The organism is Nodosilinea sp. FACHB-131, from assembly GCF_014695395.1.
GTDB lineage: Bacteria > Cyanobacteriota > Cyanobacteriia > Phormidesmidales > Phormidesmidaceae > Nodosilinea.
The window spans coordinates 86,079-107,287 of record NZ_JACJOF010000038.1 but is presented as its reverse complement, the minus strand read 5'-3'; the positions used below and the strand labels follow the sequence as shown (position 1 = coordinate 107,287).

19 protein-coding genes, 1 tRNA gene and 1 pseudogene are annotated in these 21,209 nt (G+C 52.6%); 13 read left to right on the top strand and 8 right to left on the bottom strand.

Annotated features, from left to right (window positions below):
• The first annotated feature begins 20 nt into the window (after nt 1–20).
• The 9 genes and pseudogenes from H6F75_RS24950 (at nt 21) to H6F75_RS24915 (ending at nt 9,980) form a co-directional block, all read left to right on the top strand.
• Nucleotides 21–1,412: an NAD-dependent succinate-semialdehyde dehydrogenase gene (locus H6F75_RS24950; RefSeq protein WP_190755601.1), complete on the top strand. Its 1,392-nt coding sequence runs from the start codon at nt 21–23 to the stop codon at nt 1,410–1,412.
• Between the two features lie 93 nt (nt 1,413–1,505).
• Nucleotides 1,506–3,143 carry an acetolactate synthase large subunit gene (locus H6F75_RS24945; RefSeq protein WP_190755599.1) on the top strand — a complete coding sequence of 546 codons (1,638 nt, stop codon included), beginning with the start codon at nt 1,506–1,508 and terminating at the stop codon, nt 3,141–3,143.
• 117 nt (nt 3,144–3,260) lie between these two features.
• A complete protein-coding gene (locus H6F75_RS24940) occupies nt 3,261–4,010 on the top strand; it encodes a hypothetical protein (protein WP_190755598.1) in 750 nt (249 codons plus the stop codon).
• A 118-nt stretch (nt 4,011–4,128) separates the two neighbouring features.
• Nucleotides 4,129–4,941: a carbon-nitrogen hydrolase family protein gene (locus H6F75_RS24935; protein WP_190755596.1), complete on the top strand. Its 813-nt coding sequence runs from the start codon at nt 4,129–4,131 to the stop codon at nt 4,939–4,941.
• 102 nt (nt 4,942–5,043) lie between these two features.
• Nucleotides 5,044–6,483 (top strand): cation:proton antiporter, encoded by a 1,440-nt coding sequence (locus H6F75_RS24930; RefSeq protein WP_242020345.1) that lies wholly within the window; start codon nt 5,044–5,046, stop codon nt 6,481–6,483.
• A 72-nt stretch (nt 6,484–6,555) separates the two neighbouring features.
• Nucleotides 6,556–6,628, top strand: a tRNA-Thr gene (locus tag H6F75_RS24925).
• A 266-nt stretch (nt 6,629–6,894) separates the two neighbouring features.
• A pseudogene (locus H6F75_RS28630) lies at nt 6,895–7,014 on the top strand (DUF3596 domain-containing protein); the annotation flags it as partial.
• A gap of 15 nt (nt 7,015–7,029) precedes the next feature.
• Entirely contained in the window at nt 7,030–7,944 is a 915-nt protein-coding gene (locus H6F75_RS28625) for a site-specific integrase (RefSeq protein ID WP_347710710.1), read from the top strand.
• Between the two features lie 485 nt (nt 7,945–8,429).
• Nucleotides 8,430–9,980: a site-specific integrase gene (locus tag H6F75_RS24915; RefSeq protein ID WP_190755594.1), complete on the top strand. Its 1,551-nt coding sequence runs from the start codon at nt 8,430–8,432 to the stop codon at nt 9,978–9,980.
• A 118-nt stretch (nt 9,981–10,098) separates the two neighbouring features.
• Here H6F75_RS24915 and H6F75_RS24910 read toward each other — a convergent pair whose 3' ends face one another.
• Entirely contained in the window at nt 10,099–10,278 is a 180-nt protein-coding gene (locus H6F75_RS24910; protein ID WP_190755592.1) for a hypothetical protein, read from the bottom strand.
• A gap of 60 nt (nt 10,279–10,338) precedes the next feature.
• On the opposite strand from H6F75_RS24910, the gene H6F75_RS24905 reads away from it, so the two are divergent.
• Both H6F75_RS24905 and H6F75_RS24900 read left to right on the top strand, forming a co-directional pair.
• Nucleotides 10,339–10,896, top strand: coding sequence for a hypothetical protein (locus tag H6F75_RS24905; RefSeq protein WP_190755590.1), 558 nt, complete (start codon nt 10,339–10,341; stop codon nt 10,894–10,896).
• Nucleotides 10,897–10,946: 50 nt separating this feature from the next.
• A complete protein-coding gene (locus H6F75_RS24900) occupies nt 10,947–13,580 on the top strand; it encodes a type I restriction enzyme HsdR N-terminal domain-containing protein (protein ID WP_190755588.1) in 2,634 nt (877 codons plus the stop codon).
• Nucleotides 13,581–13,651: 71 nt separating this feature from the next.
• Here H6F75_RS24900 and H6F75_RS24895 read toward each other — a convergent pair whose 3' ends face one another.
• Nucleotides 13,652–15,697, bottom strand: a complete 2,046-nt coding sequence (locus H6F75_RS24895) for a DNA phosphorothioation-associated putative methyltransferase (protein WP_190755585.1) — start codon at nt 15,695–15,697, stop codon at nt 13,652–13,654.
• A gap of 165 nt (nt 15,698–15,862) precedes the next feature.
• Between H6F75_RS24895 and H6F75_RS24890 the strand changes: the two genes are divergently transcribed.
• Complete coding sequence (locus H6F75_RS24890) at nt 15,863–17,065, top strand: phosphoadenosine phosphosulfate reductase family protein (RefSeq protein ID WP_190755583.1); 1,203 nt, start codon at nt 15,863–15,865, stop codon at nt 17,063–17,065.
• Here H6F75_RS24890 and dndE read toward each other — a convergent pair.
• The 6 genes from dndE to H6F75_RS24860 form a co-directional block, all read right to left on the bottom strand.
• Nucleotides 17,055–17,444: a DNA sulfur modification protein DndE gene (gene dndE / locus H6F75_RS24885; RefSeq protein WP_190755581.1), complete on the bottom strand. Its 390-nt coding sequence runs from the start codon at nt 17,442–17,444 to the stop codon at nt 17,055–17,057. The two genes, H6F75_RS24890 and dndE, sit on opposite strands and share 11 nt — an antisense overlap.
• A gap of 8 nt (nt 17,445–17,452) precedes the next feature.
• Nucleotides 17,453–17,752, bottom strand: coding sequence for a nucleotidyltransferase domain-containing protein (locus tag H6F75_RS24880; protein ID WP_190755579.1), 300 nt, complete (start codon nt 17,750–17,752; stop codon nt 17,453–17,455).
• A 6-nt stretch (nt 17,753–17,758) separates the two neighbouring features.
• On the bottom strand, nt 17,759–19,735 hold the full coding sequence (gene dndD, locus H6F75_RS24875) for a DNA sulfur modification protein DndD (protein WP_190755577.1): 1,977 nt from the start codon (nt 19,733–19,735) through the stop codon (nt 17,759–17,761).
• Nucleotides 19,732–20,133, bottom strand: a complete 402-nt coding sequence (locus H6F75_RS24870) for a HEPN domain-containing protein (RefSeq protein ID WP_190755575.1) — start codon at nt 20,131–20,133, stop codon at nt 19,732–19,734. The genes dndD and H6F75_RS24870 overlap by 4 nt, the downstream gene beginning before the upstream one ends.
• On the bottom strand, nt 20,130–20,450 hold the full coding sequence (locus tag H6F75_RS24865; RefSeq protein WP_190755574.1) for a nucleotidyltransferase domain-containing protein: 321 nt from the start codon (nt 20,448–20,450) through the stop codon (nt 20,130–20,132). The genes H6F75_RS24870 and H6F75_RS24865 overlap by 4 nt, the downstream gene beginning before the upstream one ends.
• A 94-nt stretch (nt 20,451–20,544) precedes the next feature.
• Nucleotides 20,545–20,859: a hypothetical protein gene (locus tag H6F75_RS24860; protein WP_190755572.1), complete on the bottom strand. Its 315-nt coding sequence runs from the start codon at nt 20,857–20,859 to the stop codon at nt 20,545–20,547.
• Nucleotides 20,860–20,966: 107 nt separating this feature from the next.
• On the opposite strand from H6F75_RS24860, the gene H6F75_RS24855 reads away from it, so the two are divergent.
• The gene (locus H6F75_RS24855; RefSeq protein ID WP_190755570.1) at nt 20,967–21,203 is read left to right on the top strand and encodes a helix-turn-helix transcriptional regulator; all 237 of its coding nucleotides are present in this window, start codon (nt 20,967–20,969) and stop codon (nt 21,201–21,203) included.
• The last annotated feature ends 6 nt before the right edge of the window (nt 21,204–21,209 follow it).

The following is a 21,209-nucleotide window of genomic DNA, read 5'->3' as shown; positions in this document are numbered from 1 at the left end:
GACCAACAGGAGGTCAAACCATGCCCATTGCCAGTATTAACCCCGCCACTGGAGCGGTGCTCAAACGTTTTGAACCTTTGAGCGAGGCCGAAATCGAGCACAAGCTCGCCCTGGCCAGCCAGACCTTTACTACCTACCGTCACACATCCTTTGAGCAGCGAGCCGGGTGGCTGCACCAGGCCGCCCAGGTGCTCGACGACAACAAGGCCGCCTACGCCCAAATCATGGCCATGGAGATGGGCAAGCCACTGGCGGGAGCGATCGCCGAAGTCGAAAAGAGCGCCCTGGTCTGCCGCTACTACGCCGACCACGGGGCCGAGTTTTTGGCCGATGAGCCTGCCACCACCGACGCTAGCCGCAGCTTTGTACGCTACCAGCCCCTCGGCCCGGTGCTGGCGGTAATGCCCTGGAACTTTCCGTTTTGGCAGGTGTTTCGCTTTGCCGCCCCGGCGCTGATGGCAGGTAACGTGGGGCTGCTCAAGCACGCCTCGAATGTGCCCCAGTGCGCCCTAGCGATTGAGGAAATTTTCCAGAAGGCGGGGCTGCCCAAGGGCGCGTTTCAAACGCTGCTGATTGGGGGCGATCGCATCGCCAAACTCGTCACCGACGACCGTATCAAAGCCGCCACCCTCACCGGCAGTGAACCCGCCGGAGCCGGCCTGGCCGCTGCCTGCGGCCAGCAGATCAAAAAGACGGTGCTAGAACTGGGCGGCAGCGACCCATTCATCGTCATGCCCAGTGCTGATTTGGAGGCGGCGATCGCCACCGCTGCCACCGCCCGCATGCTCAACACCGGTCAGTCCTGCATTGCCGCCAAGCGGTTTATTGTCCACGACGCGATCGCCGAGCGCTTTGAGCAAGGGATGACCGAGAAATTTGCCGCCCTGGTGGTAGGTAATCCTCTGGATGACGGCGTTACCGTTGGCCCCCTGGCTACCCCCGACATTGCCGCCGAGCTAGAGCAGCAGGTCAACGCCTGCCTGGAGTTGGGGGGCACCGCGCTGATTGGCGGCGATGTCGCGGCGCTGAAGTCCGAGCTGCCCGCCGATCTACAAAACGGCAACTGGTTTCCGCCCACCATTCTCGCTGCCCTACCGCCCGGCACCCCCGCCGACCAGGAGGAGTTCTTTGGCCCGGTGGCCCTGGTATTTCGGGTGGCCAGCCTGGATGAGGCGATCGCGCGGGCCAACGACATTCCCTTTGGCCTGGGAGCTAGCGCCTGGAGCCAGGACGCCGCCGAGCAGGAACGGTTGATGGCCGAGCTAGAGGCTGGGGCAGTCTTTATTAATGGACTGGTTAAATCCGATCCGCGTTTACCCTTTGGCGGCATTAAGCGATCGGGCTACGGGCGCGAGCTGGGCCGCCATGGCATCCACGAGTTTGTCAACGTCAAAACTGTGTGGGTTAAATAGCCCGCTAGTTACTCAATCTCTACCTGCCATAACCGTCCCATCGGTTGCCATTCACCCCCCTTTCCTCAGTCATTTACACCCCCGAACCACGCTATGAATACCGCCGAATTGCTTGTTCAGTGTCTTGAGAACGAAGGCGTCGAATACATTTTCGGTCTGCCAGGGGAGGAAAACCTCCAGCTGCTCCAGGCCCTAAAGCGATCCTCCATTCAGTTCATCACCACCCGTCACGAGCAGGGGGCGGCCTTTATGGCCGATGTCTACGGACGGCTAACGGGCAAGGCGGGGGTGTGCCTTTCGACCCTAGGGCCAGGGGCGACAAACCTAATGACCGGGGTGGCCGACGCAACCTTAGATCGTGCCCCGCTGGTAGCGATTACGGGCCAGGTGGGCACCGATCGCATGCACATTGAGTCGCACCAGTACCTCGACCTGGTAGCCATGTTTGCCCCGGTCACCAAGTGGAATGCCCAGATTGTGCGGCCCAGCATCACCCCCGAAATTGTGCGCAAAGCGTTTAAGCTGGCCCAGGCCGAGAAACCTGGCGCAGTGCACATCGATCTACCCGAAAATATTGCCGAAATGGAGGTGATTGGCGCCGCCCTGCGCAAAGACAGTCAGGAGAAAACCTACGCCTCATTGCAGAGCATCCAGCAGGCGGCGGTGGCGATTTCCCAAGCCACTAACCCGATGATTTTGGTGGGCAACGGTGCCATTCGCGCCAGCGCCAGCGAGGCCCTAACGGAGTTTGCCACCCAGCTCAATATTCCTGTCGCCAACACCTTTATGGGCAAGGGCGTGATTCCCTACACCCACCCGCTGGCGCTGTGGGCGATTGGGTTGCAGCAGCGCGACTACATTACCTGCGCCATGGAGCAGACCGATCTGATCATCGCCGTGGGCTACGACTTGATCGAGTATTCGCCCAAAAAGTGGAACCCCGACGGTAAGCTGCCCATTCTGCACATCAACCTCACCCACGCCGAGGTCGACAGCAGCTACATTCCCAAGGTCGAAGTCATTGGCGACATCTCTGACTCACTAGAAGAAATTCTCAAGCGGGTGAAGCGCCAGGGTCGCCCCGAACCCCACAGCCTCAAGATTCGCGACGAAATTCGTGCCGACTACGAGCAGTATGCCGACGACTACGGCTTTCCGATCAAGCCCCAGAAGCTGATCTACGATCTGCGCCAGGTGCTGGGCGCTGAAGACATCGTGATCTCGGACGTCGGTGCCCACAAAATGTGGATGGCCCGCAACTACCACTGCCTGCGCCCCAACACCTGCTTAATCTCTAACGGCTTCGCGGCTATGGGCATCGCCCTGCCAGGGGCACTGGCGGCCAAGCTAGTGCACCCCAACCGCAAGGTGGTAGCGGTGACTGGCGACGGCGGCTTCATGATGAACTGCCAAGAATTGGAAACCGCTCTGCGGGTGGGCACGCCCTTTGTCACCATCATCTTTAACGACGGCGGCTACGGGCTGATCGAGTGGAAGCAGATGAACTACTACGGTGAATCGACCTACATTCACTTTACCAACCCTGACTTTGTCAAACTGGCGGAGGCCATGGGGCTGAAGGGCTACCGAATTGAGTCGGCAGAGGACTTTATCCCGACGTTGAAGCAGGCCCTGGAAGATGATGTGCCAGCGGTAATTGACTGCCCGGTAGACTACCGCGAAAACCTGCTGTTTAGCCAAAAATCGGGTGACTTGAGCTGTTTGATTTAGACCAATTTCAGGTTTTGGGCAGTCCTCTAGACCTAAAACCCCTTTAAAATTTCCCGGTTGACACCCCGGCGCTGCTGAAAAACTAAGGGTCTACCCTACGGCAGTGCCGAGGTTTTTATGGTGCTCAATCTGGCAAAGTCGTCTCTGGTGAAGAGTATTGGCGGAGTGGGCGCGATCGCCGCTGTCCTGATCGGCATGTCCTACCTACCGATGGCTAGCGGTCCTGCCCCTGAGCTGACCCTCAACCATCCCTCCGTTTCGCCTTGGCAGCAGGGCACTGACCTCGGTTGGCAGGCCGCAGTCGCGGCTCAGACGGCCCAAACCCAGGCCGACTGGCAGCGGGTGAGTGATCTTTGGGGGCAGGCGATCGCTGCCCTAGAGACTGTGCCAGCCACCGATGCCAGCTATGCCCAGGCCCAGGCTAAGGCAGAGGAGTATCGGGGCAATCGGGCGATCGCGGGCGATCGCCTAGCCAAAGCCAGCCCCACTGGCAGCGTCCCTACCGCTGCCAGTGACCTACAAACCGCCCTGGCCGCCGCTGAACCCGCCTTCACCTTTTCTCCCGGCCCCAACGCTGGCACCCTAGGGCGCTCTGCCGATGGTTTGGCGACGGTAGAACTGGTTAGCGATCGCGCTACCCTGGTTTTGCCCCGCAGCCCCCAGGGCAAAACGTTAACCATGGCTCAGGTGGTATACGCCAACCAGTTTGTGGCCTTGGCGGCCCCCGAGGCCAACAGTCAGCCCTGGCTGCTAGAGAGCCTGCACAACGTGCAGCGCAACAAGCCTCTGACCATCCCTAGCGAGGCCCCCGTGACCCTCAGCGCTGGAGCAGAGTCCCTCACCATCACCGTTATGACTGAACCGTAACTCTCAGTAATTCCGCGGCTGTTTTGGGGCAACTGGGCAAACCGTTCCCCCGAGCGAATAAAATTGAAGTCTATGGAACTCAGCGGTTCCAGTTTCTTCAACTCCAGCCAGGTAATTTATGAGAGCGTATCGGGCCGCCGCCGTACAGATGACCAGTGTGCCAGACTTGGCCAAAAATTTGGCCCAGGCCGAAGAGCTAATTGACCTGGCGGTGCGTCAGGGGGCAGAACTGGTCAGCCTGCCCGAAAATTTTTCGTTCCTAGGCGACGAAGACGCCAAAATCGCCCAAGCCGACACCATCAGCCAAGCCAGCGAAGCGTTTCTCAAAACTATGGCCCAGCGTTACCAGGTGACGCTGATTGGCGGCGGCTATCCGGTGCCCGCCAAAGAAGGCAAGGTCTTCAACACCGCCCTGCTGGTTTCCCCCGAGGGGCAAGAGCTGCTGCGCTACGAAAAAGTGCACTTGTTTGACGTCAACCTGCCCGACGGCAACACCTACCGCGAGTCCAACACCGTTATCTCAGGCCATCTGCTACCCGATGTATTTCCGTCTAAGCCCTTTGGCATTTTGGGCCTATCGGTGTGCTATGACGTGCGCTTTCCAGAACTCTATCGCCACCTGTCGCAGCAGGGAGCCGAAGTGCTGGTAGTGCCTGCTGCTTTCACCGAGTTTACTGGCAAAGACCATTGGCAGATTCTGCTGCAAGCCCGCGCCATCGAGAACACCTGCTATGTGATTGCCCCGGCCCAAACCGGCTTCCATAACGCTCGTCGCCAGTCTCACGGGCACGCCATGATCATTGACCCCTGGGGCATGGTGCTGGCCGACGCTGGCATCGATAAGGGGATTGCGATCGCCGAAATCAACCCCGATCGCATTTCCCAAGTGCGCCGCCAAATGCCCGCCTTGGCCCACCGTGTCTTTCCCTAAAACCTATTGCCTCCAGCAGAACAGCCGTTAGAACTCTCCCTGTTAACTCTTCAGCAGAAGTAATTTCATGTACATTGGACGGGACGAGTTGTAGCGGTCTGCATGGCAAATTGGATGAGTGGCCTCATCGGCAGCGGCCTGATTAGCAATCTTCCCACCGATTTTTTTCAGATAAAACCTGCGCTTAGCCCCTGGCTGGCAGAGTTGTCAGAGGCGGAGGTGGAGCCCCTGGTGCTCGCCAGTGTATTGCTAAGTTTAGTTGTGGTCTACCTCGCTGCCAAAATTGGCGGTGAGCTGTGCGCCCGCGTTAACCTACCCGCCGTTCTAGGAGAGCTAATCGGGGGCGTCATCGTCGGCGTCTCGGCTATGCACCTGATTGTGTTTCCCGCAAGCGGCGGTGAAGTGCAGTCGCTGCTCATGAACTTAGTCGGTATGACCACAGGCCAGGCCCCAGGCGATCTACTGCGGGTCTTTCAGGGCGAAAGTGAGGTCATCTCCGTCCTGGCTGAGCTAGGGGTGATCGTTTTACTGTTTGAAATTGGCCTAGAGTCAGACCTCAAAGAACTCATTCGCGTAGGTCCTCAGGCGGCGGTGGTAGCCGTTGTTGGGGTAGTAGCCCCCTTTGCCGCTGGTACCGCTGGGTTAATAGCTATTTTTGGCATCGACACCATTCCGGCCGTGTTTGCCGGAGCAGCGCTCACCGCTACTAGCATTGGCATTACTGCCAAGGTGCTGGCCGAAATGCAGCAACTCAGCTCTAGGGAAGGCCAAATCATTATTGGAGCCGCCGTACTCGACGACGTGCTGGGCATTATTGTGCTAGCCGTAGTGGCTAGTCTCGCCAAAACCGGCGAAATTGAAATTCTCAACGTGGCTTACCTAGTTGCTGGAGCCGCTACGTTTTTGGTAGGGTCCATCTTTATTGGTCGCCTGCTCAGCCCCTACTTTGTCATGGTGGTGAATCAGATGCGCACCCGGGGGCAGGTTATTATCAGTGCCCTGATCTTTGCCTTTGTACTGTCTTACATTGCTGCGGCCATTCAGCTAGAGGCCATTTTGGGTGCCTTTGCCGCTGGCCTAATCTTGGCTGAAACCTCCAAGCATAAAGAGATTGAGGAGCAAATCAGCCCCATTGCTGACATGCTGGTGCCGATTTTCTTCATTGTTGTCGGGGCCCGCACCGATATCAGTGTGCTCAACCCTCTAAACCCCGAAAATCGGGCTGGGTTAGTAATTGCCTCTTTTCTAGTGGTAGTCGCCATTCTCGGCAAGGTTATTACTGGCCTTGCCGTCTTTGGTCAGCCCGGCATCAACCGCTTAGCCATTGGGGTCGGCATGATTCCTCGGGGTGAGGTGGGGCTTGTGTTTGCTGGCGTGGGGGCTGCCAGCGGCGTGCTTACCGAGTCGCTGGATGCTGCCATTATTGTCATGGTCATTTTCACCACGTTCTTGGCCCCGCCCCTGCTGCGAATTGTCTTTAAAGATGACGAAGGCCCAGTTTCCCCCGCTACCCCTGCCCCCGAACTGGAAACCGCTGATTAGGGAAGGTCTTGACGAGAGGGATTTTTCGGTTATGAAGCTACCCGGTAACGTTGCTATACTGAGTATGCTTTTGCTGGTGTAGCTCAGTTGGTAGAGCAGCTGATTTGTAATCAGCCGGTCGCAAGTTCGAATCTTGTCACCAGCTTATCCCCAAAACCCTTGAAACCAAAAGGTTTCAAGGGTTTTTTGTCGCCAGCAAACCTGTAGAGTCCAAGTACCCATGTTCTAAAATCATCGAGCTTTTGGGTATCTTTCAGGTTCTTTGGGTGTAAATTGGGTGTAATTCAAACGTACTGCCAAGGTTGGCCCATGTACTCTAAAACCCCCACTGGCAAAGCTTCTAAAGGAACTGTTACGGTAATCACCTCTAATGGTCGGTTGCAGCTCCGATTTTGACATGCTGGCGAGCGGCATTATATTTCCATAGGGTTGTCCGACAGCCCAGAAGGGCGAAAGCTAGCTGAGATGAAGGCTAGAGAGATTGAGCTAGATATTCTCTCTGGCAACTTTGATCAAACTCTGGCAAAGTACAAGCCTCAGTCGGTAATGAGTGTGGCATCGCTGGACATTACACCCAAAACTACACCCAAGCTGAATGAGCTATGGCAACAGTATGTAGATGCTAGGAAGGCTGGCAAGTCTCCTGCCACAATTCGGATGTACGGGTGGATGGCTAACCATTTGGAAAGATGCCCTCACAAGCACCTAGCTGACTCACAAGCCGTGTTCGATTGGTTTACTACTCACGTGCCCGCTGACTCTGCTAAGCGGGTCTTAATGCACCTGGGGGCCTGCTGCCGGTGGGCCAAGAAGTCAGACATCATTGGCTCAAACCCGTTTGATGGGATGTCTGCCGATGTCAAAGTGAAAAAGGCCGGGACGGAGGAGGAAGAGATTAACCCCTTCACCCGCGATGAGAGAGATCAAATTATTGCGGCCTTCAAGGCAAACCGGTATTACGGCTACTATGCTCCTTTGATGCAATTTCTGTTTTTTACTGGGTGTCGCCCATCAGAAGCGATCGCACTTCAGTGGAAACATATCGGAGCCAAAGTCATCACTTTTAGGCAGGCAGTGATTTATGACGGTAGAAGACTGGTGCTTAAGGAAGGGCTCAAGACTCAGAAGCTGAGGAAGTTCCCGGTCAATGCTCAGTTAACCGAGCTGCTGGAGTCGATCAAGCCCGCTTCAGCTGATCCTGAAGCGTTGGTATTTCCCAGTCGGGAATCCAAATTTATCGACTGGCATAACTTCGCGAACCGGGCCTGGGCCAAGGTGATGGCTTCTTTGCTAGATATTGAGTACTGCAATCCCTATCAAACTCGGCATACGTTTTGTAGCCTTTGTCGAGAGGCAGATATATCCAGCATTCAAATTGCTAAATGGGTAGGCAACTCTGCGCAGATGATCGATCGGGTCTATGCTAAGCCGACCGATCATATTCAGGTGCCAGAGTTGTAAGACTTAAATCAAAACTCAAAAGCGCACACGCCCGAGGTTCAGATCTGTGGGCATTTTTACTTTAAAAATCCTCTCCCTAGGCTATCAAATTGTCGGCTTTCGGGTTCTCTGGAATCCAGAAAAGCATTAGGATTAATTCTCCTACAATCCTGAGCCACTGACTATGGAAGTGGCTGAAGCCCTTATTTGGAAATGATTATAAAGACGTTGAATGTTATTAGATATGTGTTTTTTAGTGGATTTAAAAGCCAATATAATAGTAGTAATATCGCATTTCTAATACTAAACAAGATGACCTATTATTTGCCTGTATCTCTCTTGGATGTCTTGGATTTGTTTGCTGAATCGGCTTTGGCAAGGACTAATCCAAAACTTCTGAGCAACTTGAACACGACCTTCGGAAATACATCTTACCGAACTATGGTTTTTCTCATTTCTCTTTGAAGCAAAAGGAAGGCTTATCGGCAGCACTCAAGGAGTTGACGATGAGAGACTTCAAAAACGTTGATGCTCATCTTCTGCAATCGGCTAAAGCTGCCGAAGTAAGTGAGGGAACATTAGCCAATTACAAATCAGCCCTCAACCGTTTTTTGGCTTGGGCGCGAGATCAAGCTTGGTACCATGACGTTGTTGGCACCTATGATGGAACCCTAACTCCACGAATGGCGGCAGGCTATAACTTGGGTAGAGAGAGGCAGGGCAAGCGTCAGCAGCTTTCGGCTAATCCCTATGGGCTCAAAGATGAGGCGTTTAGTCCGGCATTGCTGGAGCAGGTCAACCAGTTTCATCGGTTCTTAACGGCTCCAGAGATTCCTAAGCGGAAAGATCGTCCACTGCGGGAGACGACCTTTGATACTTACCACCACGCCATTCGGCATTTCGGAGGATGGCTTCACCGAGTTCAGAAGCTCCCAGTGAGTGAAATCAGTCTTGAGATGATGACTGACCGTGATTGGCTAGATGAGTTTATTGCCTGGGGCATTAACGATCGTAAGAATGGCTACGGCTGGGCCACTGTCGTAGGTGCTGCGGCTTTGAATATTGCTAAGTGGCAGCACTACAAGCGATCGAAGCTGGCTAAGTACCGAGATATAGAGGAAATCGAGGCTATTCGAGCTTTGATGATTGAAATTGTCCACAAACGGGAAAGAGAGCCCAGGCGAACAACTTCTAAGGAAATGCTGGCGGAGAAGCTTGTGACCCTTGAGCAGTGCATTGAAGTTGTTACCTACCTGCATAAGTGCTGTGCCCCACAACGTACCCGGCTTGAGCGAACAGGGGGTAAGCGTAGCGTAGCTGGTCATAGGCGGCCTGATTGGGTCATCATGCAGAGCTGGCAGCGATATCTCTTGGTGGCAATTTTGACGTACTGCCCCATCCGTCAGAGAGAACTGAGAGAGCTAGAGCTGGACAGAACGTTGTTTCGTGAGGAGGGTGGCTATCTGGTGCGCTTGCGCCCTGATGACCATAAGACGGGCAGCAAAACTGGTAAAGACCGAGAGTTTGCCTTGCCAGCTAAATTGACGGCTGACTTAGATGAGTGGCTAAATGTTTGGCGACCGAAGGTCTCAACCCATCACCAGATCGTGTTTGTACATTTATCACCTCAATGGCCAGACAGGTGTGGAGAGCCCTACGATAGCACCAAGCTGGGCGAGGTCGTCACTCGGACGATGTATAAGGCTACAGGCATCCTCTATGGGGATCCGAAACGAACTTCGCCCCACGACTTTTGGCGAATTGCAATTACCTGGCAGCGGAAGTACGGCAGCCGTGACCAAGACGAGGCGTTGGCTGAGATGATGGGTCACTCGGTACGAGAGACTGATCGCACCTACAGCCAACTATCGAGCCGGGAAAGGACAGAAAAGGCGAAGGACTGGTGGAAAAAGGTTCAACTTGCTTCAACTGAGCGTCAGGGTGCTTCTCATAAGTCTTTAAAGCCTGCTTGTAATCCTTTGGACAGATGCTCTTCTTTAGCTTTAGTAAAGGATTTGACTTCAACTAAACTCCAAGTATTGACAGGATGGCGCTGAAGGATATTGGCACGGATAAGAATATTGCCGTAGCGAAAGGCGGCTTCAAATAGGCACGTAGCAGCCGAGGCTATTGCAGACTCAGTTTCTCTGACGGCTTGATGACCGTGGCCCTTAATCAGTAGTCCGTGGGGAAATTGCTCACGGGTGTATACTCCGACTCTTGCCCTTGATCGATGATGCGCTGCTGGTCAGGGGAGATTTGTGGTGCGGTGCTTGGCCGGTTAACTTCGTGCCAGAGGCGCTTATGGCATTGAATGCCTGCCAGGATGTTGGCTTTGGTTAAGGTGTAGGCCATGCAAGGGACTCCAGCACTTTGCTGACAGGGTTAAGATACCTATCTAAGGAAGTGAGGGTAATGACGGTAGTTAGTTTGGGTCGGTATTTGACGTTGGAGGAGTTTTGCACCTGTACCCAGACTTACCGCAACTATGCTGACCAGATTGACCCGTTTCCCAAGAATTCGGAGGAGACGTTGCCAGCCTTGAAGGTACTGTGTCAGCACATCATTGACCCGGTAATTGATGAGTTTGGGCGCGATCGCTTTCTGCTCACCTTCGGCTTTTGCTCAATAGATCTGAAGCGGTGGCTAGCGAAGAAAGATCCGCTGACGGGGAAAAAGCACGGTATCGCTACCCCAAGTCTGGATCAACACATGGCCCATGAGGTGAATCGGAATGGGCAGTACTACTGCGATCGCCTGGGGGCATCCTGTGATTTCCGCATCCTCGACCTACCTAGTGATGAACTAGTGGGTTGGATTGTGGCTCAAGGACTGCCATTTGACTCGCTGTATTTTTACGGGCGCAATCGCCCTATCCACATCAGCTATGGCCCCCAGCAGAAGCGTGCTATCTGGGCGTTTACTGAGACGGGAGTACCGACCAAACGAAATCTAGATGAAATCCTAATCTAAAGGATCAATATAATTGAAGTAGCCAATGCCACTTCAAACATCTCGCACAAATGTCAGATCAGCCAGCATTATTGTCTGAAGAAGATATTAGAACAAAGGTTGTATATACCTGGTTAGTAGATCATGGCTTTACGCCTGAAAGCATTTTGGTTGAATTTTCGTTTGAGATTCGTCTCGGAAGAGGGATTTATTCTGTTAGCAACAATTCTCCTCACTCACCAACTTTCAGACCTCGTGCAGACATCTTGGTGCGTAGCTCTGATGGAAGGAATCTTCTAATTATTGAAGTTAAGGCACCTGATGAAGAGCTAGATAATGATGCAAAGGAGCAAGGTATCTCATACGCTCGACTTCTCAAAACTGGGGGGATTGCTCCATTTGTTATAGTCACAAATGGATTTCAAACACAGATTTTTGACAGCATAACTGAAGAATCTATAGAAGATTCATATATTTCAAAAAATCATCAATATGTCCAGAACGGGTTTCGTGTATGCGTTGATGATATTGCATTGCGTTCGGAAGCTTTAAGAAAATTTATCGCCCTCTCCTTTGATAACTTGCTGGCATTCTGCAACTCGCAAGCTTCACATCGGATGAGTTTACTAAAGAGCGAAGATCTTTTTAGCGGAAACAAGTATATTCCTCAGCTATACATAGAAAGACAAGAGGAAAAACGATATTTAAAGCAGCTGCTATTGAGACAAAATTGTTCATCAGTTATTGTCTTTGGTCATCCTCAAGTAGGAAAGACAAACTTTATTTGCAACTTCATTGAAGAGAGGCTAAAAAACGGTTATCCATGTCTATTTTATCCAGCTATTGGCATGAGAAAAGGGGTTTTAGAGGAAATTAGGGATGATTTTGGATGGGATTTATATGAACCGAATTCTCATCATGAAATGATCAAGTATATTTCACATATTCTAGAAAAAAATCAGCAAAGACTTGTAATCTTTATTGATGGATGGAATGAAGCGAACGAATCTATCGCAAAATCTATTGACCTAGATAGTCTAAGGATATTCGACTACAATTTCCAGATCGTCATAAGCATTACAGCTAATTCCACAAAGAGGTTGTTGATTGATAATGCAGGCAATCCTTCTAATATCGCAGATAGCTCTTTTCTAACAAGTAACTCAATTCCTCTATTAGAGAGTAACCCAAATTTACTGTCTTCTAAGTGTAGTGTTTTAGAAATAAAAAAGTATGGGCGAAGAGAAGCTGAGGAAGCTTATAGGGTTTATAGTCAAGCTTATGAAGTGAGGATTCCTAATGGGCATGAACAGGTTGATGATCCGTTTCTTTTAAGAATTGCAATGGAGCATCACACTGAATTAGAGTTGCCAGAAAGGTTAGATGAGGATTCTTTACAAGAGAGAAGTATTGTTTCAAAAATTAGAAGAGCCAAAGGAATTAGCGAGGAGGATGCAATTGTTCTTTTGACGGAACTTGCTAAAGAGATGGCTGAAAACGGATCTCCTATTAGCCAGACCAGAATTAGAGAAATTTGGAGAATTTCTGCTGCCGATAAGATCCCAGAAGGGTTTTTTGAATCCGCTCTTCTAGCAAAAGTTAGAGACATTGACGGGTTTCCATCTCTAGATTTTTATTATGAAAGAGAAAGAAGCTTTATTATATCCACATGGGTAATGGGTTGGAGAAGGAGTTCCCCAGCAGCTTTTCGAGATTCTTGGGCTAATGCTTCAATTTCAAATTCTAGCCTTGTAAAGCTTGAGGCTCTTGATTGGTTTTTAAGGCAAAAGTCAAGTATCTCATACTTAAAGGAATTAGCCGCCAATATCAATTTTTTCCAAGAAAAAAATTTCCGGAAAAAGGTGCTATCCGCAATACGACAAAATCCAGAATGCTGGATAAATGAAAATGAGAATTGGGTTGACGAAGTTGCAGAGACGGCGATTCTTGATTCTAAATTAGAGGTGAGAGTAGAAGCTGCAAAATTGTTTTTACTGTTTAAGGAAGACAGCGATCGATTAAGAAGCATTTTCATTGACGAGGAGTGCCGAGAAGAATTTATTAGAGCTTTGTTAGAGACTGATTCAGAATATTGTTTTAAGATAGGAGATATTGGCCAAGTTACACTAGAAGTGCTAAGTGAAGTTCACTTTGAATTTGGTGTGGGAGATAGTTCTGAAGTAACTGATATTTTAAAAAGAATTCTTCTAATTGAGCATGGAAGTCTTAGGAATTCAGCTGCCAAAGTCTTTGGCCATATCGCTCCTGAATCATTCTTTAGAGTTCTGCTTCAGCTAATTAAATTTCCAAGTTTGAAGCAAGTTTCCACCGAAGATTTCATCGAAGGGGTTGAGCTAGCATTTGATGCACTCATGGATATATATCATGGTGACATGTGTCCAGGTTATCTTCAAAGCTTCGAGGATGCTCCCAGAGAACATGTTGAGCATTTTCTTGAAATTCGCAAAATCTGTATTCCTATAATAAATTTTTATTCGCCAAAATCATGCTCTCATAATTTACTAGACTTTCTTAAATCTATATCACCTTCAGATAGAGTTCTGGCTTTTTACACAGATGAAAAGGATGAAATTGACAACGAGGTATGGTTGTCAAAGTTCAAGCATCAGGATCCAGGCATTACTCAGCTAAACCTTTTTGAGAATGCTATAAATGAAGATGATTTAAATTTAAACGGTTTTTGATTTAAGTTTGAAGTTAAATTGGCCTGGTGAATACATTAATTTAAAGTAAATATGCATTCTTTCCTAACCTTTTACGTTTTGTCCCAATAGTCGTTGTTATTCTTTCGTTTAACTACACGGTGCCCGCGTAACTCGGCTTCATGCTCTTCCAGGCAATACTCCCACCCCCGACGGTCAAAGATGGCTTTTACATCGTCCAGTAGACCCCACTTTTGCTCTTGCTGGCTAAGCTTGGCAAACTTGGCGTAGCCGGGATAGTCCGGCGCGAGGGTCTGATCTTTTTGGTGGAGCAGGGGTGGGTTGTCAGAATCGTAGTCGCGATAGCGAACATAGAGATCCTGCAGTGCGATCGCCATGCTGGTCTTCAGCGCCGGGTGCGGTTCCTTATCAAATTTTGGAAACGCCAGGTAGGTAATCTGCGGCTTTTGGACGTGGAACTTGACCACCGTGGCTTCTTCAGGGCGTCCAATAGTGCGGGATGCACACCCTTCATAGAGCCGCAGCAGCGGATCGAGCTGGTCCAGAGCAGAGACATGCACCCAGAGTGAATTGGGGCGCTGCTGACCGATTACACTTTGTCGACAGCGCTGCTCGATCATCTCCGTGCGGCCTAGGGTCATGAGCATGAGGTCGGCAGCGGTGCAAGCTTGCTGATAACTGCCAAAGAGAGCTTTGATATCGGCCTGAACCGAGGGCGAGAGGTCTTTGAATTTCGGGCGGTGGCCAAAGTGGCTGAGGGCCAGATAGACCAGCAGATCGTTGCGGCGCTTGTCTGCGATCGCATCCCACTCTCTTGCGTCGGTGGCCTGTAGCACCACGGTAAAGGCTCGCTTGATGCTGCCAAAGGTCTCTTGAAGGAGGGCTAGGGTGTCGTTGCCCAGTTCCTCGACCGTGGGCAAGCGACCGCGCTCGGTGTAGAAGTCCATCAGCGGCTGGAGGCGATCGCGGTATTCCTCGAACTTGCTGACCTTGAGGCGAATGCGGGGTGCGGTGGCGCGGGAACGGAATCGGGAGGCGCGAAAGGCTTCGGCCTGGGTTTCATCGCGAAAGACAAAGTAGATACCCAGGGCAATGGGAATGGCGTCTACCCCGAGAACCTGGTCGATGTAGGCTTTGAGTTCTTCTTGCTCATAGTACTTCTGAAAGGTGTTGCGGCTGGTGATGATGCCGTCGCCGTAGGCGATTACGCCTCGGGTGCGATCGTCGATTAGCACCTGGGCGGCGACGATCAGCACTTTCTGGGCCAGCCCCCAAGCGTTGATGAGGGCTTCTCGCCGCTCGGCAGTGTTTTCGATGACGTTGATCACGTAGCCGAGGTTAACCACATCGGCTGAGGTGTGAGGAATATCGGGGCGAAAGTGAGGATCCCAACCGGTGCTGGTTAGGCCCAGGCGGTGGATGTACTCAATGTCGGCCCCGTGGCCGCAGCCGTAGTCAAAGTAGGTGGTGTCGGGCGGGAAGAGGCCTGCTTCCACAGCGAGGCGGACGGGTTTGGAGGCGGTAACTCGGGCGATCGCAGCCTTGTGCCGCTGAATCTTCGGCTTGGCCTGTTGAGCCGATTTGATTGGGCAAGCCAGGGCATAGTTGTGAATTTCGATGCCCTGCTGGGTGAGGCGGCGTTCCCAGTTGAGTTGGGTGCCAATCTCGCGAGAGTTGTCGAGCAGGCCCATGGCTACCTGCTGCTGGGTCAAATGGGCGAAGCGGCTGTAGTGGGGATGGTCAGGGGTGATGAAGGTTTCTTTGCGATGGAGTAGCGGCGGATTGGGGGCATCGCTGTAGTCGCGGGTTTCGACGGTACCCGTGGCCCAATCCACAATGGTGCTAGCGCGGAGCAGGGGGTGGGGTTCGGTGTCAAACTCGGGGTAGTAGAGGTAGGAGAGTTTGGGCTGGTCAAAGTGAAACTTGACTAGGGTGAAGGGCAGTTCCTTTTTTAGCAGGTTGCGGGCGCACTGTTCCTGGTACCGCAGAGCGTCGTCTAGGTAGGGCAGGGCCGATTGGTGGATGTAGAACGCATTGGGAAGACACTTGCCGATGGGGCTGCCCTGGCAGTGCTTGACCAGCTCTGCTTGGGGTAGGCTAGTGGCGGGTTGCAGCGCAGTATCAACACTTTGAGTCATTTTCAGTACACTTGTATGACGCCCCTAACAGTCATTCCCTAGCTACCACCAGTGGATTGGAAGCATTTGATGGCGAAAGAAAATTCTATATATAGCGTTTAATTCCCCCTTTGCCGGTAGAATGACGCTACCCGTGGTTTATCGCTGCTGTAATGCTTGGCTTGAATGAGAACGCTCAGCCTATTTGAGAATGATCGCCTCTCCCTCGACCGCAGCATTGAGCTATCGGCAGAGTCGTTGCGCCACTATGGTTCTTTGTATAAGCATTGGGCGATCGCTTTCTCGGGCGGCAAAGATTCTTCAGCCACTGTTACATTAGTTGCCGATTTGATCGAGCAGGGGCTGGTGCCTCGACCTGAAAGCGTCACTGTACTTTATGCCGATACCCGCCAGGAGCTGCCGCCGCTGCACAATGCCGCCATGGCGCTGCTAGGCAAACTCAAAGAGCGGGGCTTCGATACCCGTGTGGTGCTGCCCAATCTCGACCATCGCTACTTTGTCTATATGTTGGGGCGCGGGGTGCCGCCGCCGTCAAATACCTTTCGCTGGTGTACGCCTAAGCTCAAGGTCATGAGTATGGAGCGGGAGCTAGAGACCCTGCGCCAGGAGCGGGGCGAAAAGTTTTTGATGCTGACAGGAGTGCGGGTGGGCGAATCCGCTGCCCGCGACCAGCGAATTGCCATGAGCTGTAGCCGCGATGGCGGTGAATGCGGCCAGGGCTGGTTTCAACAGACGACCTCTACCGCCGTGGCGGATACCTTGGCCCCGCTGCTGCACTGGCGGATCTGCCACGTATGGGACTGGCTAGTGCAGGCAGATGTGGAGCTGGGCTACCCCACCTTCGACATTGCCGAGGTCTATGGCCACGACCCGCAAGATGACTTGGGCGAAACTGAGTCGATCAATGCCCGCACGGGCTGTATTGGCTGCCCGCTGGTGCAGGAGGATGCCGCTCTGGAGCGGGTGCTTGCGAACCCCAAGTGGACTTACCTAGCCCCGCTGCGGCAACTGCGCCCGCTGTACTGGGAAGTCAAGAAGCCTCAGTACCGGCTGCGGAAGCACGGGGAAGTGAAGAAGGATGGCTCTTTGGCGAAAAAGCAGGGCCGCCTGGGGCCATTGATCTTAGAAACGCGAGAGTGGATGCTGGGGGAAATTCTGCGGATTGAGGCGGAGGTCAATGCAGGAGCCGCCTTGATGGGGCAGCCGGATATTTGTTTAATTAACGCTGAAGAACTGGCCCGGATTAAAGAACTGATCGCAGCAGAAACTTGGCCCGAAAAGTGGGACGGCACCGAGCATCGGGGCGATGAGTGGCTGCCGGAGATTTTGTCAGATGGTAGCGTACAGCCGTTACTCTTTAGTCCTTAGACAACGCGAGTTGGCAAAAATCTTCAATCGATTTCAAATTGGGATCGCCTGCTAGGTAGCCAATACCCCGGTGCAGGTGCAGGCGCAGCTGCGTTGCTAATATTTCAGGATCTGTGCCTAGCTCGTCTTGGTGGCAGCGCTGCTTGAGGGCAATGAGCAGCTGGTCGGCGATGGGGCCACCAAACACCTGCCAAGTCATTTCCAGGTTGCTGTCGGCGGGGATGGGTACGGGTGAGGGTATCGACGGTTCTGCCAGGGATCGGCACAGCGCCCAGCGACAGAGCACGTTCCAGGTAGGAATTTTGGTCACGCGCTTGAGCTTGAGCAACTGGTCCTTAGCAGATTGGGACAGTTTAATGCGATCGGTAGGAGGTTGCATAGAAGATGTCATTGAGCGCTGTCATACTGGACTACCGCAGTGCGTAGAATGTCGTCTCGAAAATATCGGCTTAGATCCTTGAAAGTCCTAAAGTCGGCCTTGAAGTGAATTAGGTTGGATAGCTCTAGTTCTATACCCGCTAGACGAATAAGGCCGGGAATATGATCGGCTTGAAATTCGACCAGGAAGTCGACATCACTCTCAGTGCTAAAGTCTGGTCTCAGCACCGAGCCAAACACCGATAGCTTTTTGATGTGGTGGCGTGGGCAAAACCGTCTCAGCGCAGCCTGAAGAAGTTCAATTTGCATAATCACCTACCAAAAGTAACCCGATACCACTGCTGTCTGTCGCTGCTTTGGATCGTACTCCAAACGGTATTCCCGCGCGATCGCCCCGGCTCCCCGCAATCGCTCCACCTCTTCGGCGCGAATTTCGGTATCAGTGGAGAGCAGAATGACCTGGTGGCTGGCTTGGGGAAAGTAGCGATCGACCAGGTGGTTGCGGTGCTCAGAGTCGAGCCGCCCTAGGGGAGTATCGATCGCAACGGGGAGCTGCCGACCGGAGGCGTTGGCTAGGCCCCAGAGTAATGCGATCGCCAAAATCTGCTTTTCCCCCGCCGATAGCCGGTGCTTGGGCAAGAGTTCGCCATTGTGGTCGTAGAGGGCGAGGCGAAAGGTTTCGGTGTCGATCTGCACCCGGTGGACGAAGTCGGGCTTACGCAGCAGATAGAGAAAGTGCTTGGTGACTAAGTCTTCTAGGTGGTTGAGCTTGTGGAGCTTGAGCTTTTGCTTAAACAGGGCCAGGGTTTGCTTCACCTTGGCGGCAGATTTAAGCAGGTGGTCAGTGTTTTTGAAGTCGATGGCCAGCTGGCTGTAGGTTTGCAGGTCTTTTTTGGTGCGATCGAGAGCCTGGTTTACCTGGTTCAGCTGCTGCTCGGCCTTAGCGTAGTCTGTAGCAAGCTGGGCCAGCTTAGTTTGGGCGGCCTTAACCTGCTGAGACAGCTTTTCGTAAATTTCTTCGGTAGCAGAGCTTGCCAGGTAGCGATCGAGAGCTTCAATCTCGGCCTGGCGCTGCTGAGAAGCTTTGAGATGTGCTTTAGTCTGGCGATGCTGATTGGGCAGGGTCTGGCTCAGGGTTTGCTCCAGCTGGTGCAGGTGGCTGCTTTCAGCGTCTAGGTATAAGCCGGTCTCAGGTTGGGCCAGGCTAGCCTGGCGGGCTTCTAAAAAAGCTTGAATCTGCTTGGCCGACTTTTGGCCCAATGATGTTTGGGCAAACTCCAGCAGGGCCTGGTTTTGCTCGGTGAGTAAGTCGTGGGTCAGCTCGTACTGCCGGTGGCGCACTTCGTCATGGGCTTGGGTTTGGGCTGCCGTCAGCAAGGGCTCAATTAAGGCTAGGGGCAGCGACCCCGCTGCCAAATCACGAAGTTGGCTCTGCTGGTGGTCAAGGTCGGTTGCTAAGTGGGCGCGTTTGGCTTCAAGCTGAGCTTGTTCAGCAGCAATTTTGCCCCCCTCGGCCAAAAACTTGTCTTGGGCCTGCTGAAGTTCGCGCTCGGCCCACTCTTTTTTATTGGTGAGGGATGCCAGTACTTGTTTGGCGCTGCCCTTCTGCTCAGTGAGCTGGTTGAGCTGGGCCTCGATCGCCTCAATTTTTTGCAGGTCGTTATCTTGGGCCAGCTGCTTGCGCTTGCGAGTTATTAGCACGTCGAGGTCGGCGTCGAGGCGTTCGGGTAGCTCTAGGCCCAGGAGCGATCGCATGGCCTGCACTACACCAGGGGGCAGCTCATCCTGCTCGGCCAGCTCGGCTACCTGTTCGCCATCGAACAAAAACAAGTTAGAGATGCCTAGGGGCAGCAAGGCTTCAATGCGCTCGTCCCAGCCTTTGATCAGGTCTTCGGCGAGCTGGCCATCTTGGTAGACCTCTAGGGTGTCGCGACCATTTTTTTGCAGCGGCCCCCACTGCCGCCGAATGCGAAATTCTGTGGGCAGGGGGGCGTTGTTGAGGGTGTGCTCTAGCACCAGCTCTAGCAGGGTAGGCTCAGCCTCGGCTTGGCGGTTGCGGCACTGGTTGAGAAAGTCGGCATAGGCGAGGCTGCCACGGGTAGAGCATTGGGCTCGCTGGCCGTAGAGCACTAGCCGTAGAGCATCCATGAGGGTGGTCTTGCCGCCGCCGTTGAGCCCACCGATGAGAATGATGGGGCGGCTGGCGTTGCCTGCGGTATCGGGCCGCAGGTTGAGCCGGTGCCGCCCACCGTAGGGTCCAAAATTTTGCAGAATCAGGGTTTGGAAGATCATTGAACTTGCAAATACTCCCTCACCTGGCGCAAGAAGCTTTCAGCTTGGGAATAGCATTCGTTAGCATCTTGCATAGACGTCTCAATCAAGTCGGCATAGTCTACCTCTAGACGTTGTTCAAAGGTGCGATGTAGCCACATCGACATCTCTTTGCTAAAGATTCCAGTTTTTACAAATTCGCGATCAAACAGAGAAATAGCTCCCTTATGCTTCGATGTGCCGAGCTGCCGCTTGACCAACAGGGCTAAAACAGCATAGAACATCGCGTAGTAGAAGCGGTTAATCGAATCTGCATAAAAATCTTGTTCAAATAGAAGCTGACCAGCCTCTAAGGCTTTTTGAGCTTGTTGAAGTCGGGCTTTAACCAGAGCATCGATATCTTCTTTAGGCGGGCTCATGCCGCAATACCCTCTGCAAGGATATTGTGAATCAAAGGGCTTGCTGTATGAGGGCTACCCTCAAACTGCCGACGAGAATACTTGATTGTGGTAATGACCAGGTCATGGTGAAACCCGACCTCCCAGGCAATATCGCTAATGGCTTTCCAACTGCTGCGGTCTAAGGTGTCAACAACAACACAAATATCAAGGTCTGAGTCTGGCTGGGCATTGCCTCTGGCCCGTGAGCCAAATGCCCAAATGCTAGCTTTGGGAAATTTACCACGTAGTCGGTTAGCAAATTCTGCCAAAATTTGCCGATCGCTGGTTGAGATCATGGTGCGTTGAGCCGCCTAAGCGTCAGCGTTTTAATACTGGCTCAATTGTAGCTAGGCTGTGGCGCTCGGAAGTACCGACCACCACCCTACTGCACTACCCCTCTTCTCTCGGCAAATACTTAACCAAAGCTTTCATGACTTCGCTGGGGCCAAATTGCAGGGGGCGATCGCTGTTGGGGGCGCTGAGAAAGTCTGTCCACTCGAAGATTTCGGCAAAGCCGAGCTGGTGGAGGGCGACGACGATGGAACTGACAGATCGCTTGCTGCCAATGACGAGAATTTTGACGGGTTCGCGATCGGGGTGGGGGTAGCTGTGGAGTTTGAGGGTGAGTTCGACATGGACTGGGCCGGATGATTCAGGGTTGAGGATGCGGGCACTGTAGCGAGCGGCAGGGGATTGGCTTTGCATAATATTGTCAACCAGTAGGACGTTGCAAAGCAATTTACCCTGCCTAGTGGTTGACAGTCAACCACTAGGATGTGTCTGGATGGGTAAAACTCTGAAACCATGAACGCATGGGAAAAGCAGGCAAAGCGCTCAAGCAAGTTTTAGAGGACTACGGCATCAGCCAGTTTGGCTTGGCGGTGGCTATGGATGTGGAGCGGAACAATGTCTATCGCTGGGTCAATGAGAAGCGCGATCCAACGGCTGAAACGGTGGTAGAGATTGCTAGAGCCTTAAGAACTCTTAATCCTAAAGCAGCGCGGTCTTTTGTTGAGCTATATATAGAAGATGAAATTACTGAGCTTTAGTAATGA